16 protein-coding genes and 1 other RNA gene are annotated in these 15,963 nt (G+C 42.2%); 3 read left to right on the top strand and 14 right to left on the bottom strand.

The features are described from left to right. Positions 1-70: 70 nt before the first annotated feature. A complete protein-coding gene (locus NOS7107_RS27035; RefSeq protein ID WP_015116095.1) occupies positions 71-811 on the top strand; it encodes a cytochrome c biogenesis protein CcdA in 741 nt (246 codons plus the stop codon). A 3-nt stretch (positions 812-814) separates the two neighbouring features. Then, positions 815-2,194: a cytochrome c biogenesis protein gene (locus NOS7107_RS27040; protein ID WP_015116096.1), complete on the top strand. Its 1,380-nt coding sequence runs from the start codon at positions 815-817 to the stop codon at positions 2,192-2,194. 153 nt (positions 2,195-2,347) lie between these two features. Here NOS7107_RS27040 and queF read toward each other — a convergent pair whose 3' ends face one another. From queF to fni, 7 genes are all read right to left on the bottom strand, one after another. After that, a complete protein-coding gene (queF, locus tag NOS7107_RS27045; RefSeq protein WP_015116097.1) occupies positions 2,348-2,743 on the bottom strand; it encodes a preQ(1) synthase in 396 nt (131 codons plus the stop codon). A gap of 105 nt (positions 2,744-2,848) precedes the next feature. Beyond that, on the bottom strand, positions 2,849-3,244 hold the full coding sequence (locus tag NOS7107_RS27050; RefSeq protein ID WP_015116098.1) for a hypothetical protein: 396 nt from the start codon (positions 3,242-3,244) through the stop codon (positions 2,849-2,851). A gap of 160 nt (positions 3,245-3,404) precedes the next feature. Beyond that, positions 3,405-3,785, bottom strand: coding sequence for a phasin family protein (locus NOS7107_RS27055; RefSeq protein WP_015116099.1), 381 nt, complete (start codon positions 3,783-3,785; stop codon positions 3,405-3,407). Positions 3,786-3,811: 26 nt separating this feature from the next. Next, positions 3,812-3,908, bottom strand: an RNA gene (gene ffs / locus NOS7107_RS28275) — signal recognition particle sRNA small type. 37 nt (positions 3,909-3,945) lie between these two features. Beyond that, positions 3,946-4,212, bottom strand: coding sequence for a YciI family protein (locus NOS7107_RS27060; RefSeq protein ID WP_015116100.1), 267 nt, complete (start codon positions 4,210-4,212; stop codon positions 3,946-3,948). Positions 4,213-4,345: 133 nt separating this feature from the next. After that, entirely contained in the window at positions 4,346-6,178 is a 1,833-nt protein-coding gene (gene sppA, locus NOS7107_RS27065) for a signal peptide peptidase SppA (RefSeq protein ID WP_015116101.1), read from the bottom strand. Positions 6,179-6,247: 69 nt separating this feature from the next. Beyond that, positions 6,248-7,297, bottom strand: coding sequence for a type 2 isopentenyl-diphosphate Delta-isomerase (fni, locus tag NOS7107_RS27070; protein ID WP_015116102.1), 1,050 nt, complete (start codon positions 7,295-7,297; stop codon positions 6,248-6,250). A 188-nt stretch (positions 7,298-7,485) separates the two neighbouring features. Between fni and NOS7107_RS27075 the strand changes: the two genes are divergently transcribed. Next, positions 7,486-8,544 (top strand): HEAT repeat domain-containing protein, encoded by a 1,059-nt coding sequence (locus tag NOS7107_RS27075; protein ID WP_015116103.1) that lies wholly within the window; start codon positions 7,486-7,488, stop codon positions 8,542-8,544. A gap of 116 nt (positions 8,545-8,660) precedes the next feature. Here NOS7107_RS27075 and NOS7107_RS27080 read toward each other — a convergent pair whose 3' ends face one another. The 7 genes from NOS7107_RS27080 to NOS7107_RS27110 all read right to left on the bottom strand — a co-directional run bounded on the left by NOS7107_RS27080 (position 8,661) and on the right by NOS7107_RS27110 (position 15,829). Then, positions 8,661-9,239, bottom strand: a complete 579-nt coding sequence (locus NOS7107_RS27080; protein WP_015116104.1) for an HMA2 domain-containing protein — start codon at positions 9,237-9,239, stop codon at positions 8,661-8,663. Positions 9,240-9,439: 200 nt separating this feature from the next. Continuing rightward, positions 9,440-9,745 carry a DUF5132 domain-containing protein gene (locus NOS7107_RS27085; protein WP_015116105.1) on the bottom strand — a complete coding sequence of 102 codons (306 nt, stop codon included), beginning with the start codon at positions 9,743-9,745 and terminating at the stop codon, positions 9,440-9,442. Between the two features lie 71 nt (positions 9,746-9,816). Then, positions 9,817-12,165, bottom strand: coding sequence for a heavy metal translocating P-type ATPase (locus NOS7107_RS27090; protein ID WP_015116106.1), 2,349 nt, complete (start codon positions 12,163-12,165; stop codon positions 9,817-9,819). Positions 12,166-12,300: 135 nt separating this feature from the next. Next, positions 12,301-12,606, bottom strand: a complete 306-nt coding sequence (locus tag NOS7107_RS27095; RefSeq protein ID WP_015116107.1) for a hypothetical protein — start codon at positions 12,604-12,606, stop codon at positions 12,301-12,303. 32 nt (positions 12,607-12,638) lie between these two features. Then, positions 12,639-13,778 carry an HMA2 domain-containing protein gene (locus NOS7107_RS27100; RefSeq protein ID WP_015116108.1) on the bottom strand — a complete coding sequence of 380 codons (1,140 nt, stop codon included), beginning with the start codon at positions 13,776-13,778 and terminating at the stop codon, positions 12,639-12,641. 96 nt (positions 13,779-13,874) lie between these two features. Then, positions 13,875-14,408 (bottom strand): peptide deformylase, encoded by a 534-nt coding sequence (def, locus tag NOS7107_RS27105; protein ID WP_044501201.1) that lies wholly within the window; start codon positions 14,406-14,408, stop codon positions 13,875-13,877. Between the two features lie 176 nt (positions 14,409-14,584). Next, a complete protein-coding gene (locus NOS7107_RS27110) occupies positions 14,585-15,829 on the bottom strand; it encodes an HhoA/HhoB/HtrA family serine endopeptidase (protein WP_015116110.1) in 1,245 nt (414 codons plus the stop codon). Positions 15,830-15,963: the final 134 nt, after the last annotated feature.

Here is a 15,963-nt window from a genome sequence, read left to right on the forward strand (position 1 = left end):
AAAAATATCTTTAAAAGGGAAGTAAGCTAAAATTCAAGCATATCAAGCATTTCTAGATTAAAAACACCTTATGTTGGAGACTTTACAAACTCGAATATATGAACTCGAACAATTTGCCAACAACCTAGTTGCTAACCAACTCACACACCTGAGTTTATTGAGTGTAGGTATAATTTTTATGGCGGGCTTACTCACCAGCCTCACTCCTTGTATGTTGTCGATGCTACCCATTACCATCGGGTATATCGGGGGATATGAAGCAAAAAGCCGCCTACAAGCAGCAGCCCAGTCAACTTGGTTTGCGTTAGGATTAGCAACTACCCTTGCTGGTATGGGCATCATAGCTGGTGTAGTTGGCAAAGTCTACGGACAAATCGGAGTTGGTTTACCAATTATTGTGAGTGTTATCGCCATTATTATGGGGTTGAACTTACTCGAAGCATTACCCATACAATTTCCTTCTTTGGGCGAGACGAATTGGATATCCCCAGATTTACCGCCGGGAGTGCGTTCTTATTCTCTCGGCTTAACTTTTGGCTTAGTGGCTTCTCCTTGCAGCACACCTGTTTTAGCCAGTTTACTAACTTGGGTCGCCAGCACACAAGACTTAATTTTAGGCGCAGTTTTGTTACTTTCTTATACAGCAGGGTATGTTGCACCATTAATTTTGGCAGGTACTTTTACCGCTGCGATCAAAAAACTGCTGGAGTTGCGCCGTTGGTCTGGTTGGATTAACCCAGTCAGCGGGGCGCTATTAGTAGGATTTGGTGTTTTTTCTTTGATTTCTCGCATTCCCTTTGGCAGTTTGTAACCCATGACTTTAGATAATTCAGCGTCTACAGAATCAAGTTGGTTGTCAGCACCTTGGCGCTTTATGCGTAAGGAGGTTTTGCCTGTACTGACAGACTTAAGATTGGCGATCGCCTTATTCTTAATCATCGCCCTGTTTAGTATTAGTGGTACTGTGATTGAACAAGACCAGTCAGTCAGTTTCTATCGCACTAACTACCCAGAACATCCGGCTTTATTTGGTTTTCTGACTTGGAAGGTCATCTTAATAACTGGGTTAAACCGCGTATATCATACTTGGTGGTTTACCGCATTACTTATCTTGTTTGGTAGTAGTTTGAGCGCTTGTACATTTACGCGTCAATTACCAGCCTTAAAAGCTGCTCAACGCTGGAAATATTATGAAGAACCCCGACAATTTCAAAAATTAGCTTTAAGCGCAGAATTAGATACAGCTTCTTTAAATTCTCTCACTCCATTATTACAAAACCGTCGTTATAAAATTTTTCAAGACAAAGATCATATCCTCTACGCCCGTAAAGGCATAGTCGGACGTATTGGCCCGATAATCGTGCATATTGGCATAGTCACGATTCTGGTGGGGGGAATTTGGGGGTCTATGACTGGATTTACCGCCCAAGAAAAAATTGCTAGTGGCGATAAATTTCAGGTAGAAAACATTATTAATGCTGGCCCTTGGGCAAACACCAAACACTTAAAAGATTGGTCATTACATGTTAATCGTTTTTGGATTGACTATACGCCCTCTGGGAGTATTGACCAGTTTTATTCGGATATGTCCGTTTTAGATAATGACGGTAAAGAGATTGACCGCAAGACGATTTTTGTAAACCAACCTCTGCGTTATCGTGGCGTAACTTTCTATCAAGCCGATTGGGGAATCTCTGGTGTCCGGTTCCAATTTAATAACAGTCCTGTGTTCCAGCTACCAATGGCGGCGTTAAATACCAGTCCTCAACAAGGTAGGCTTTGGGGAACTTGGCTTCCGACTAAACCCGATTTGAGTGAGGGCGTGTCTTTGATTGTGAAAGATCTGCAAGGCATGATATTAATTTATGACTCCAAAGGGCAGTTAATTAATACTGTGCGTGCTGGTATGGCTACCGAAGTCAACGGTACAAACTTAAAAATCTTAGAAATTATTGGTAGTACTGGCTTACAAATCAAATCTGATCCTGGGATACCAATTGTTTATGGTGGTTTTGCCATTTTGATGGCGGGTGTAGTTATGAGTTACTTCTCCCATTCGCAAATTTGGGCATTACAAAAAGGCGATCGCTTGTATGTGGGTGGTAAAACCAATCGCGCTCAAGTTGCTTTTGAAAAAGAAGTCCTAGAGATTTTGAATGGACTGAATACGCAGTCAACAGCAGTAGTGGGGTAGATTAACTTGTCATACTATTAAGTAAATTCCTATCCACTTCATAAACGCAAACATTAAGTTTTAAAGGCTGAATAAATATAGTGATTCTCTCTGTATCTTCACTGTAATTATTCAGCCTTAATATTTATTCTCAATATGATAGATATAACAAGTTTAGGTTGACGTTTTTTGATGGTGTACTTCAATAACTGTATGCACGTTTCCCCGTGGAGCAAAATCTGCTTTTACGGTAATTTCTAGGGGATCACAAGCTGTAACCATATCATCTAAAATTTGATTGGCAGATTCTTCATGGGAGATATAGCGATCGCGGTAACTATTAATGTAAAGCTTCAGGGCTTTTAATTCTACTACCCGTTCATCTGGTATGTAGGTAATATAAATTGTGGCAAAGTCTGGATAGCCGGAAAATGGACATTTACAGGTAAATTCTGGCAAAGTAATGTTGATATCATATCGCCTACCGACTCGCGGATTGGGAAAGGTAATTAAATTTCCTTCCGCAATGTTGCGTTCGCCATACTTTACTTCTGATGTGTCCTGGGTCATGGGTCAATTCTCCTTGGTCATCTGTCGCCTCAACAATAATAGGCGAAAAGCTGATTAAGATAAAAATTCTTTGACCTTTTGCCTTTTTACTTTCACCTTGTTGTACTACTCTTGTTCCCAGTCAGGACAATTCTGATCATCCCAGCCTTGGGGGTGCATAGCACAGACTAACAAGTTACCACCATAAACTTGACCGTGGTAGTTTGTACAACCTACACAAGCAGCATTTTGTTCTGGTGTAGCTTCAACTGAGTAGGGAAAACCTGGATCTGCATCTGTAACTATATCTTCTAGTTCCCAATACATTTCTAAGAAGGGTGCAGATATTTCCTGTAAGTATTGTTCTACTTCAATGGCAATACTATTTTGTACTTCCTCAGTTAATTCTTCTGTCAGGTCAAAAAAGCTATCAACCATATCATTCATTCCTTGAAAGAAGCGCTCTACTTCCTCTGCCACTGTTTCAACGATTCCCATTAAATCTTTGTGCCATTCTTCCATAAATTTGACGCTCTGCTGGCTATAAAATTAGGATGCTAACAACCACCCAAATCAAAGTATATGAATACATTCTAGGCAATGTATGTTGTCAACTTCCTGGGTGAGACAGTGAGTTATTGTACTATTGACTGCTGATGCTGAAGATAAAAACTGCCGTTTATCAATCACGTTGCAGTTTTTTTAACTCTTCTTGCAGTTTTAGCACTTGGTCACGCAAGTCATCCACATTTTCAGTCGAGGTCTCTTTTACTGTTGGCGCTTCATCTTCCTCTAGGATTTCGATGCGACGAGGTTCAGAAGGTGTTGTTTTTTCAGCATTATCAGCAGGAGTTGGTGGCTGTTGCGCTTGCGTCATCATATCTTCAACGAAGCGGCGGGCTTCTTCTGTGTTCATTTCGCCCCGCGCTACCATTTCATCTGCCAGCTTTTGGACTTGCGATCGCAGTTCGGATAATTTACCTCCCGCTTTCTCACCTGCGTAAGAAGCTAACCCGACACCGAGGTAAAAAGCTTTTTGTACAATATCTCCAAAACCGGGCATCGCTGCTGATTGCTCCTACAAAATAGGGCGACCCGGAGACTACGCCTACTACAAGCATCCCGTGTTGCTGCCACCTTCCGGTTCTGACAAGGTTTAGGCGTTGCAGTCGCATAGATCCAGGTCTAATAAAATAGTAACACGAAAACTCCGTAAGTGTGATCTACTCAACTACAATTTTCCATTCGTAAAGCTGGTAGTTGACACAACCGTTTTTTACCAAGGGGTCAAGGGCAATTATTGTTTGGGCTTCCTCCAGAGACGCGGCTTCAAACAATAACATCCCACCGCCCATTTTTGCCCAATAGCCCGTTTTGGCTTGATGCCCTTTGGCTATTAAATCTTGCACGAAGGCTTTGTGGGCTGGTACATATTGGTCAAAGATAGTTTTATTGACTATACCTGACTCTATTTTGACAAACCAGGGCATTTTTTCACTAACCTCTAATTCTCAAAATCTGTTTATCTGTACAGCAGTTATGGTCAAGTGCTGAGTATTAATCTAGTAATTTTGAGGATTTTAGCCATCAACACTGTCCTTATCTAAGGAACTACAGCTATACTTACTCAATTTTTAAATTAAACGGCAAACGCGCATAAATTCCATTAGGGTCATTCATGCTTTGAAATGTCTCTAATTCTTGTTGCAGTTTTTGAAATTCGGCTGTCAGAGGAGCAGATGCTTTGATTTTTTGTCCCTGAATTTTTAACTTTGCACTAGCCTCTTCAACGGCTTTGCCAAAGAAAATTTCGTTTAAGCTGTTTTCTTTGGGATATTCTTTTAATTGCCAATTGTTACCTAAATTTGCTTTCTTGGCAGCATATTGTACAGCCGCGTTGAGTCCACCGATTTCGTCTACTAAACCAATTTGTTTAGCTGCTACACCAGACCAAATCCGTCCTTGGGCAATTTCGGCGACTTTTTGTGCTGGTAGTTTGCGCCCTTGGGAAACTTTATTGAGAAATAGACTGTAAATACGGTTCACACTGCGCTGATAAAGTGCTAGTTCTTGGGGGGATTTGGGACGAGAGACAGTTTGATTATCAGCATAGCGTGCTGTTTTGACAACATCCCAAGTGATGCCGTTATCATTCGCTAGTTTTTGCCCGTTGAACAGGATACCAAATACACCTATTGAACCAGTGATTGTATTTGGTTCAGCAAAAATGCGGCTAGAATCACTGGCTATCCAGTAACCTCCAGAGGCAGCGACATCACCCATTGATACTACTACGGGTTTGATATCGTGGGTTAACCGGACTTCCCGCTGCATAACTTCTGCGGCTGTCGCACTACCGCCGGGACTGTTAATTCTTAAGACAACGGCTTTGATATTTTTATCTTGCCGGATTTTGTTGAAGATTTTAGCAAAGCGATCGCCTCCTACTTGTTCATCATCACCGCTACCATCAACAATTTCCCCTTCGGCATAAACTACGGCAATTTTATTGTTTGATTCTCTGGCAGCACTTGAGGATTTGTTGATCACTTGGCTGTATTCTAGGAGATCAACTTGACGAAAAGTTTTATCGTTTTGCTCACTACCCGTGAGTTGTTTTAAATCGGCAACTACTTGATCATGGTATGCTACTTTATCTACCAAACCATTAGTTTTGGCTACGGGCGCTTCGACTATGGCTTGATTATCAGCGATCGCTTGCAATTTTTGCGGGTTGATTTTCCGGCTTGTACCTACTGTTGTCCGCCACTCACTCCACACATCGTCTAGTAATTTCTGTGTTTGTTCTCGATTTTCGGGACTGAGTTTGTTGAGAATTAAGGGTTCGACAGCACCTTTAAATTTACCAACTCTGACAACCTGGACTCCAATACCAAATTTCTGCAATGCTCCTGTTAAGAACATCTGTTGGCTACTTAAACCATTGACTTCTATTGCACCCAAAGGATTTAGTGCAATGGTATCAGCGACGGAACTGAGGTAATATTCTTTTTTACCCCAATCTTGGCCATACGCCACTACTTTTTTCCCCGCCGCGCGAAATTCTTCTAAGGCTTTGCGAATTTCTTTGAGGGAAGCGAAACCAAGGTTACTACCTGTTGTCTTTGTCCCATCTAAATATATGCCAACAATTTTCGGATCTTGTTTGGCTTTTTCAATCGCCTCTAGAACTTTGCGGAGTGTGATCCTGTCTTCTGGATTACCTGATAATGTTCTTTGTAACTCTTCCCCTGCACTAGGTTCTCTATCGGTTATATTCATTGATAAGTCAAAAACTACCACAGACTTATCTTTAACTACTGGACTAACATCTTGAGAAGCGGCGATCGCAAACAATAGTAGTAATAGTCCTGTAGTACTAATTCCACAGAAAATAAATAGACCTAGTAGGCTGCCGATTAAACTGGCAACAGTTTGTTTAAGAAAATTATTCATTAGTCAATAGTTATTAGTCAATAATGAGTGGTCATGAGTAATTTGCTACAAAGACAAATTACTACTGTTTTATTGTATGCGGTGTAAACTTCCAGAATGTTGTAACTGCTGTAAGTTAGCGTTACCAGTGCAAAATAACACCGTGACTATTTCTGCAATTAAAACTTCAACTAACTCCGCAATGGCTGATTCTGAGACTACGGCTGCTTGCAAAAAAGGCATGGCTAACCCGGCGATATCTGCACCTAAAGCGATCGCTTTGGCTACATCTAAGCCGTGACGCAAGCCACCAGAGGCGATTAAAGGAATATTCGGTGCGATCGCTCGTACACTTGTAATACACTCTGCCGTTGGAATACCCCAATCTGCAAATGTTGCACCTAACCTGCGTTGCAAAGGATTTTCTGCCCGTTCACCTTCTACTTTCGCCCAAGAAGTTCCCCCCGCACCTGCAACATCAATTGCTCTCACTCCAGCCGCCATCAGTTTTTCAGCCATTGCACCAGAAATCCCATTACCTACTTCCTTCGCAATCACCGGTACATCTAATTTGCTGCATAATAACGATATTTTGTCAAGCAGCCCACGAAAATTCACATCACCTCTAGGTTGAATACACTCTTGCAGAGGGTTGATGTGCAGAATCAACGCATCAGCTTCTAGCATATCGATGATCCGCAGACATTCATCTAGACCATATTTATAGTTCAGTTGCACAGCACCCACATTGGCAAACAATAATACATCCGGTGCATACTTGCGGATAGCAAAAGTGTCAACTACCTGGGGCTTTTCTACCGCCACCCTTTGAGAACCGACACCCATCGCTAGTTTATATTTTTGAGCAACTTCCGCTAAACGGCGATTAATAGTTCCGGCTTCTTCGGTTCCTCCAGTCATCGAAGAAATTAATAATGGTGCTGCTAGGTATTTACCTAAAAAATTTGTGCTGATATTAATATCGTTGCGGTCTATTTCTGGTAAACAACAATGGCTAAAACGATAATTTTCTAATCCACTGGTTATTTCACGGCACTGAACATCTTCTTCCAAACAGATGCGGATATGATCTGCTTTACGTGACTGAGTTTGTGCAAAATTGCTGGTAGGGGCTTTCACTGGTAGATATGACTCAAATCTGTTGTGATAACTATTCTAGGACTTACGCACAAAGGTTAGTTGTTGAAATTTAGTGTCAGGGTTCTGAACAAAATTATGATCCTTAGTATTTGTACATCAAGATTTTGAATGGTAATATGAAGCACTAAGGATACAAAATAGCGTTCTTGTATACAGAAGTACATTTTATGGCAAAACACATTTACTTCAGCTTCTGGGCTAGAGTTCCTCATTGGTTGTTAGCACATCGTATGGCAGTAACTGTGTTGACTTTTGTATCACCTTTGGTTGTCAGCAGTACCAGTTATAAAACTTTGGCACAAACTCCCAACGGACAGAGAGTTGATCAGTTAATCCAAAGTTTCAGCAACGAAGATTTATTAGAACAACTGAATACGGCGACAACTTTAGGCAACCTCAATGATAGAGAGTTTAGTAGCGAAGCACTAGATAAACTCCAACAAGCATTAGTTAACCCAGATTGGCGTGTGCGTAGTGGTGCAGCCTTAGTTTTGTCGCAAAAAGGTGGTGTAATAGTTAAAAATGCTTTACCTGCATTAGTTAAAAATCTTCAAGACGAGAATTGGTTTGTTCGCAGTAGTGCAGCTAGAGCCATTGGCAATATTATTGCTGAAGATACTGGTGATGCTAGTAGCGCAAATACTGTGATTGAAGCTGCTAAGTTTTCCAGTTACTTGGTTAATGCGCTGCAAGATTCTGACTTTTCGGTACGTTTTAGTGCGGCTACAGCTTTAGTCAAGTTAAATACTAAATCGTCATTTATTGTATCTCGCCTAATTTCCAATCTTAGTAATACTGACGATCCACAAACTCGACTGGCTAATGCTGAAAACCTGACGACAATTAGTAATGAAGCTACTCCGATTTTGCCAAATATTGGTAAAGCTCTGCAACACACCGAACCATCAGTGCGAGGACTAGCTTTAGAGACTATTGGTAGCATTGGCACCGATACTAGTGCAACTATGCCTTATTTAATCCAAGGTTTGCAAGACCCAGATTGGACGGTGCGTAGCAAAGCAGCTAGAGCGATTGTGAGAATAGTTACTAATCTGCAAGAAAAAGCTAGGGCAAATTTTGTCACTGAATCTGATATTAATGCCATAGATGAATTACAAACGATTCAAAGAATTTTCCAAAACCCACAAAACCATTTTTATAACAATGAAAAAGGAAGTGTCAGTTTAGCTATTGATGCTCTGCAAGCGGCACGTAGGAATAAATAATCTCAATTAAGGTTAGTGATTGAGATTCGGTGCAGAGATGATGCTGACTATTTCCCAGATGTACTAAGTAATCGGACAAAAATATTTACATTCATTGTGTAATTAATTCTGTCTGACTACTTAATAGGCTGCGGTTTGCTGGTTCCATGCAGTTTGATGAAACTATCAAAGGTATACCATGCCAAAACATACCAAGGGATGATTTCTAGTTGCAAACCTTTTACTAGCAACTGTCGTACAGACAAACATCCTAGCGCCAAAGGAAATATAAAGCGGATATCAACTACATTATTTGTTGCTTTTTCTACTCTGTCGTTTAAGTCATAAACAGCATTAGCGATAGTGGCTGCTGCATCGGAGTGGCTTTCGTTAGTAACGTCGGCGAAAATTATGCCGATATCTTTGAGTGTAGCTAGTACATTTTGCCAGCTTTCATCATTGCGATCGTGGTGAATGACAATACTGCCATTTTGGATATTAGTATTTACCTGACTGATGTTGGGTTGAGAGTCCAAAATTTTTACAATGCGTCGTATTTCCCCTGTTTGACGATGAGATGGCGCTATTCTTAAGCGTAATCTGCCTGGGGTATCGCTAATAATTTTTGTAGAAATAGGTTGGGATGGCGTGTTCAAGGCTGCTGCCCCCAAAACTTTAGGCATCATAGTGACATTACCATGATTATTTGTAAACACATCCACCCTCCTGAATAATCTTTGAATGCTTTCCTATTTGATTGGTAAATTATGTTGCTCAGATCCCTGACTTCCTTAAGAGTTCGGGGATCTTTTGATTCACGAATGATTGAGAACTGCCACATCTGAAGAATAGGAAAGTTTGAAGTATTGAGCATGAAACTTTATACTTCATCCTTTCCTCAAAACTGGCGGCAAGCTTACGCACCATTATCAGATGTGTTGTCAACTGGAGTACCAGCAGCTTCAAATAATGGGGTTTCTCTATCTTCTGCGAGTTCGGCTTTGGCTTCAGCTACGATATCTTCCCAGGTTTCGCCTAGTTCTGCAAAGGCTCCTTTGCTTTTTTCGTAAGCCAAAATTCCGCCTTTGATGATGGACTTAGCAATGGGTTTACCAATTCCCGCCACAACAGGAATCAGGACGGGTGCGAGGAGGACTGCACCGATACCAGCTATGATTCCAGGAGCGCCAGCATCTTCAACAAAATCAGTAATTTTCGGCATAATCAAGTATCTCCAGTTGAATTGAAAAATTGTCAGAAAGCTATCTAGCTTAATCTACCCAAGGTGTGGTCTCATCTTGCTGATGGGAGAGCTTTCTTGGGGGAATTTTTAAGAATTGGACGTAAACCGTTAACACCTGCAACAATTGTTGAACCATTGTTAACTACCGTTGCGCCTAGGGGGTTTAGCCCAAATAGCACAGCGATCGCCATTGCTGCAATATTAGGAATAGCAACGATACTGGTGTTTTGGCGAATTAACTTTTTGGCGTTGCGTGCTAGGGCGATCGCCGCTAAAATTCCATGTAAGTCGTTTTCCATCAGCACTACGTCTGCTGTCTCACGGGCAATTTCTGAACCGTGAGCAAATGATACCGAAACATCGGCGTAGGCTAAAGCCGGGGAATCGTTGATTCCATCTCCGACAAAGGCAACTGTCTTGCCTTGTTCGTGCAGTTCGCGGACAACGGCAGCTTTTTGTTCAGGGAATGCTTCTGCATGGGTATTGGCTGGAGCAATTCCGAGTTCTGCTGCTACAGCTTTGGCTGTGCGTTGATTGTCGCCGGTGAGTATATGAACTTCTACACCTTCGACCGTCAACAGGTGGTTAATTACTTCCCGTGTTTCTGGACGTAGAACATCACTATATCTTATTCTACCAAGAAGTTGGCCATTGGTGGCGACATAAATAACGGAATTTACTCGGTTGGCATCGTTGAGAGCTTCCATGTTTACGCCTTGTTGACGTAAGAAGCGCTCACTACCAACATAAACAGGTTCGTCATAAATCTCTGCTTCCACACCCAAGCCAAGTTTATAGTTCCACTTACTACGGCTAGGAATAATAGTTTGCTGTGCTTCGGCATAACGGATGACAGCCTCAGCGACTGGGTGGGTGAGGCGTTGTTCAGCGGCGGCGGCTATAGCTAATACTCTATCTGGGGAGACTTCAAAATGAAAACTATCAACGCCAATTACCGCAACTTCACCCTTCGTCAATGTACCAGTCTTATCAAAAACGATGGTGTCAACTTCTGCCAATTGCTCTAAGGCGCGACCACTGCGAATGAGAATCCCGTGGCGGGCGGCATAAGTTAAAGCAGCTAACACAGTTGTCGGGACTGATACCCTTATCCCCGTAGCAAAATCCAGAGTGAGAACGCTGGCGGCTCTGGCAGCGTTGCGGGTGACAGCAAACACGCCTGCGCCTAACAACAAGGTGGGTATAACTGCTTTTTCAGCAATTTTGATCGCCCCGTTTTCCATCCGCGTATCATGGACTGGAGCTTCTTCCATCAGCTTGATGCTCTGTCCGGCGCGGGTGTCGTTACCTATGCGTTCTGCCAAGATATAGATACTGCCTTCCCTTACCAATGTGGAAGCAAACACAGGTTGGCCTTTGATCTTCAAGACGGGGACTGATTCGCCTGTGAGTTTTTGTTCATCTAGTAAGGCTTTCCCCCTGATAATACTGCCATCTACCGGGACTTGTTCGCCGGGATAGACAATTACTGTATCGCCGCTTCGGACTTCTTTAATCGAGATTTGTACTTTTTCACCATTACGCTCAACCCAAACAAATTGCCCTAGAGAATTGAGCAGATCTAATGTCTGCATTTTGGAAGAACGGGCGGTGCGATCGCGGATATTTTCCCCAATTTCAATTAAACTCAGCATCAATGCGGGTGTGAGAAACTGACCTTGGACTGTGGTAATCACAATTGCCAACAAATCCAACACATCAATAGTCAGTTTACGCTGCATCAAGATCCCGGCGATCGCTCTTTGGAAGACGGGTAATGTGGCTAGGGCAATGGTTCCCGCTACCATAATTGGTGGGACGGCAAATCCTAACGGCCCACCTAGCACCGCTAACCCAGTGGCTACAGCCGAAAGTTGCAATCCTGGCCAAGCGCCTTCTGCTGCATCCTCTTGGGGTTTAATATCAATAGGCTTTTTCTGATCCAACAGCACAACATTGGCATCATTAGCCGTCATAATCAGACAACTAAGACGCGATCGCATTTTGGCATCACTGACTGTACTAGATTTATAAGTAACAACTAATGATGCCGCCGCCGGTTTAATTTTGACGCTGGTAACGAGGGGATCAACTTCCAACAAAGTTTGGAGGCGTTGCATATATGCGGCGTTATTACGCAATTTTGGGATACGCAACCGCATTCTGCCGGGAACTGCATGAACAACGCTGTAAACAACTTGAGAGATTGGCTGATGAGACCGTCTATTACGCTTAACTTGAGACAGTTTGCCATTCTCAGTTTTGTAAGTTGGTTGGGCTAAAACCACTGTACTGACGGTTTCGTAAACTTTCTCACCTAGCGGGACTTCTTCTTTTGCTTCAGTTTCCGAAGCTTTCTGCACTGCGGGCGATACTAGTTGTGCTGTCAATGGTGTCATTCCTGATCTCGCTTAAAGTAGTAGATAAAAAACTTATATTGATGTGGCAGCAAGCTCTCAATTTTTGAGCGCGAATTCTCTCCCCAATCACTCCAGACTGGTGAGTTACTGCAAACAAGATTGGCTGAGATTTGGTTAAATTCTGCTGGTTGGGTTGGCGAAAATACCTGCCGTTGCTTCGTTGGCAGAGCGAATCAAACTATTTAAATCTGTGATTGCTGCTTCGATAACGCTGTGCGATCGCTCTTGAGAGTCTTGCAGTGTCCCAGTTTGATAGGTGATATTGATTTGCTCACTTCTTACCACTGGATCTGCTTTGAGCAAGTTCCCTAAGCTTTGCACATATTGGCGATCGCCAGCGATATTATTTACTTTGGCTGCTATTTTCCAGGGGCTTTCCCCAGGAGGTTGCGATGCCGATGAGGATACAGAACCCTCCATTTTCATCCTCCTGTGTTCCTTAACGGAACGATCTACAACGGAAAGTTCGCCATGTAGGCTAAAGAAAAAGACATAGCTGCGGGCTTCATCTGGGCCCATAAGCTGGACACGTTTAGATTGTTACTTTCTGCTGATGTTTTTGTTGTATCGGCCGATACAACAGACTGTGTAATTTGTTCTACAGGCTGTTGTTTTTCTCCGATTTGGACGCTAGGTGTAGGGGGATTTATTTCCAAGGCCAATGCCAACAGTTTTACCCAATGGTTGACCGCTACATTACCCGGATGAAATGCGATCGCTATTGATGCTGCATCACAATTCATCCGCACGTTAGTTACATGAGCGTCTGTTTTCAACAACCTTTCTAGCCGTTTTGTGTATGCTTGATCCTGGGCAATGCGGGGTACATGGAACCTAATCCTGCCTGGAATATTATGAACTACAGTGTAGGCAATATTTGCTGACGGTGTTACGTCTTGCCTTACTTGTGCAACAACTGGATTAGTTAATGCTTGTGTCAATTTCGGTTGATTAGTTGTGTTATTTGGTTTTGCAGATTGGCTATTGCTGTCTGATTTGGCAATTTGTGGTTCTAAATAGTCTATTACCCGACGAGTTGCATCTGCGGTAATCATATAGACTGGGATCGACGCTAACCCACTAATTCCTAAACCTCCTGTGACTGCTAAACCAGTCATCAAGGGAATAAAGGAAATAGTTTGCTCCATCCAAAAATCAGGAGACTTCCACACCGCAAAGGGATCTTTACTGGTCATTGATTGCGGCGAAATTGGGGAAGGGTGAATATTTATTTTTTTTAAAATTCCCAATATCTGATGTAATGTCAAATGACTTTCGTCAAAGTTAACAACCAGACTGCCCAATTGCTCGTTGGTTATAACTTCCTTGACTCCTTTGCACTGTTTTAAGTATTCAGATACTAATTCTAGTGTTGAGTTTAAACTGCCGTCAGTAGCGCGGATGCGGATGCGACCGTGGGTTGTATGAACAATTTCTAACCCACCAGTTGGCAAATGCGTTTCTAAGTTGGCAGCTGCTGAACTGGTATATCTATGCACTTGTACTTGATTACTATGACGCTGAACAGAAATTAAGTCAGGAGACAAAGCCTCTTTTGGACTTAATCCGCGACTACTGAGAGTTTTTGTCATTTACTCGATAGTTGCACCAAGGCTAAAAGGTTAACAATAGGTTAAATATAACCTATTATTTCCGTAGATGAAATCGTCTTCAAGATTTATTTTAGATTAAGTAATGTTAATTACCCGTTTTTGGTATTCTTGCTCAGTGATTATATCGTGAGTACTTTCGACACGATCTATAAATACAATTCCATCGAGATGATCGTATTCATGCTGAAAAATTCGCGCTACAAAGTCAGAAAATTTTTGTTTTTGTAATTGCCCATAGCGGTCATAATATTCAACTTCAATAGTCTGATATCTAGGAACAAATCCTCTAATACCAGGGATACATAAACAACCTTCCCATCCCTTAACAATTTCTGGAGAATGTGACACTATCCTGGGGTTGATCATAGCGGTAGGTTCCATTATGGGAGCGTTGGGATATCTGGGATTGGGGCGGGAGGCGACAATAAATAAACGCTGTTGTTTGGCAACTTGCGGTGCCGCAATGCCGACACCATTAGCTTGAGAAACTGTGGTAATTAAATCATCAATTAATTTTTGAATTTTCTCATCATGAATATTATCAACCCAAATGGCTTTTTGGCGAATTATCGGGTCGCCTAACTGCACAATTGGTAGTAAGTCAGCCATATAAAAAATTCCTTGAGTAGTTAGCAGATAACGAATAAAAACATCCATAATTCAATAAAAGTTGACAATCTGAGATTGTCAACTTTTGCAAACATAGGATTTTCTAATTATTTACATACAATTTCCTAACCTAAAACATTCACTTCAGACTTCATACTTTACACTTCATACTTCATTTAGCTTTCTCGTTGCACGGGTAGAGGTGCGGGACGAACAATGATTTGCGTAGTTTGTCCGTTGCGCTCTACCTGTACTGGTAAAGGATTGCCAATTTGGCTATTTTCCAGGAGCTTTTGTACTTCTTCCACCTTAGTAACAGACTGGTTATTAATTTTTTGAATTACATCCCCTGCTTTCAATCCCGCTGCCGCAGCTGGAGAACGCGGGACAATACTGACTAATAGCACACCTTTCTCTGTCGTCAGATTAATGCGATCGCCAAATCTCTGATTTATCCTTTCTTTAATCTCTGGTGTCAGTGTCACCATCTGAACACCCAAATAAGGATGATCCACTCGACCTTTCGTAATTAATTGTTGAGCGATTTTCTGCACAGTGTTGATGGGAATAGCAAATCCCAAACCTTGAGCATTCCGCAGAATTGCTGTGTTCATCCCAATGACTTGACCGCGTGCATTGAGCAATGGCCCACCAGAATTACCAGGGTTAATGGCTGCATCTGTTTGCAGATAATCAACACGCTTGTCACTAGCACCAATATCACTACTAGATCGACCAGTTGCACTAATAATCCCCGATGTCACAGTATTGTTCAAACCCAAAGGATTACCAATGGCAATTACGGCTTCCCCTGGTTGTAAAACTTCAGAATTGCCTAAAGATATCGTTGGCAAGTTATTGGCATCTATTTTAATCACCGCTACGTCTGTTACAGGATCTTCCCCCAAAACTTTGCCATCAAAGGTTCTCCCATCCTTGAGAGTCACTGTTACAGTATCTGCACCATCGACGACATGAGAATTGGTCAAGATTTGTCCAGAGGAACTAATGATAAATCCTGAACCACTACCCCGTTCAACTCGTTGTCTAGGTTGGGTGTCTCGAAAGTACCGCCGAAAAAAGGGATCATTAAATTGTTCGGGAATGCGAGATGTCACGGTTCTGGAGGAGTCAATTCGCACCACCGCACCACCAACATTTTTCACCACGCCTACAACAAAATTAGGATCGCCAGATGCGGAGATAATAGGTGGAAGTGCGATCGCTGATTCGGGGTTAGATGTTTTGGGTTCGGAAACAAAAGGCTTATCTGTAGAATTTTCAAAAGTTTTAGCAGGTAAAAAACCACAACCACCTAAAGACACGATGGCTATCCCACTTAGCAGCCTTAACTTCACAATGTTAGCTCTCTTGTTCAAGAGCGAACTCCAGCCATCAATATTCTGCACTGTTGTCTTCATGTGTCTTTGCTTCTCCGTGTTGGTCAGTGGGTGTTAGGATATGGCCTACTGGGTAGTCCCAAAATGATTAGAACTCAAAGTTTAGCTTAGGTCTAGATCATCTGAATGCTAAATTGGTGCTTGCTCATATCTTC

This window comes from Nostoc sp. PCC 7107, from assembly GCF_000316625.1.
In the GTDB taxonomy this organism is placed as follows: Bacteria; Cyanobacteriota; Cyanobacteriia; order Cyanobacteriales; family Nostocaceae; genus Nostoc_B.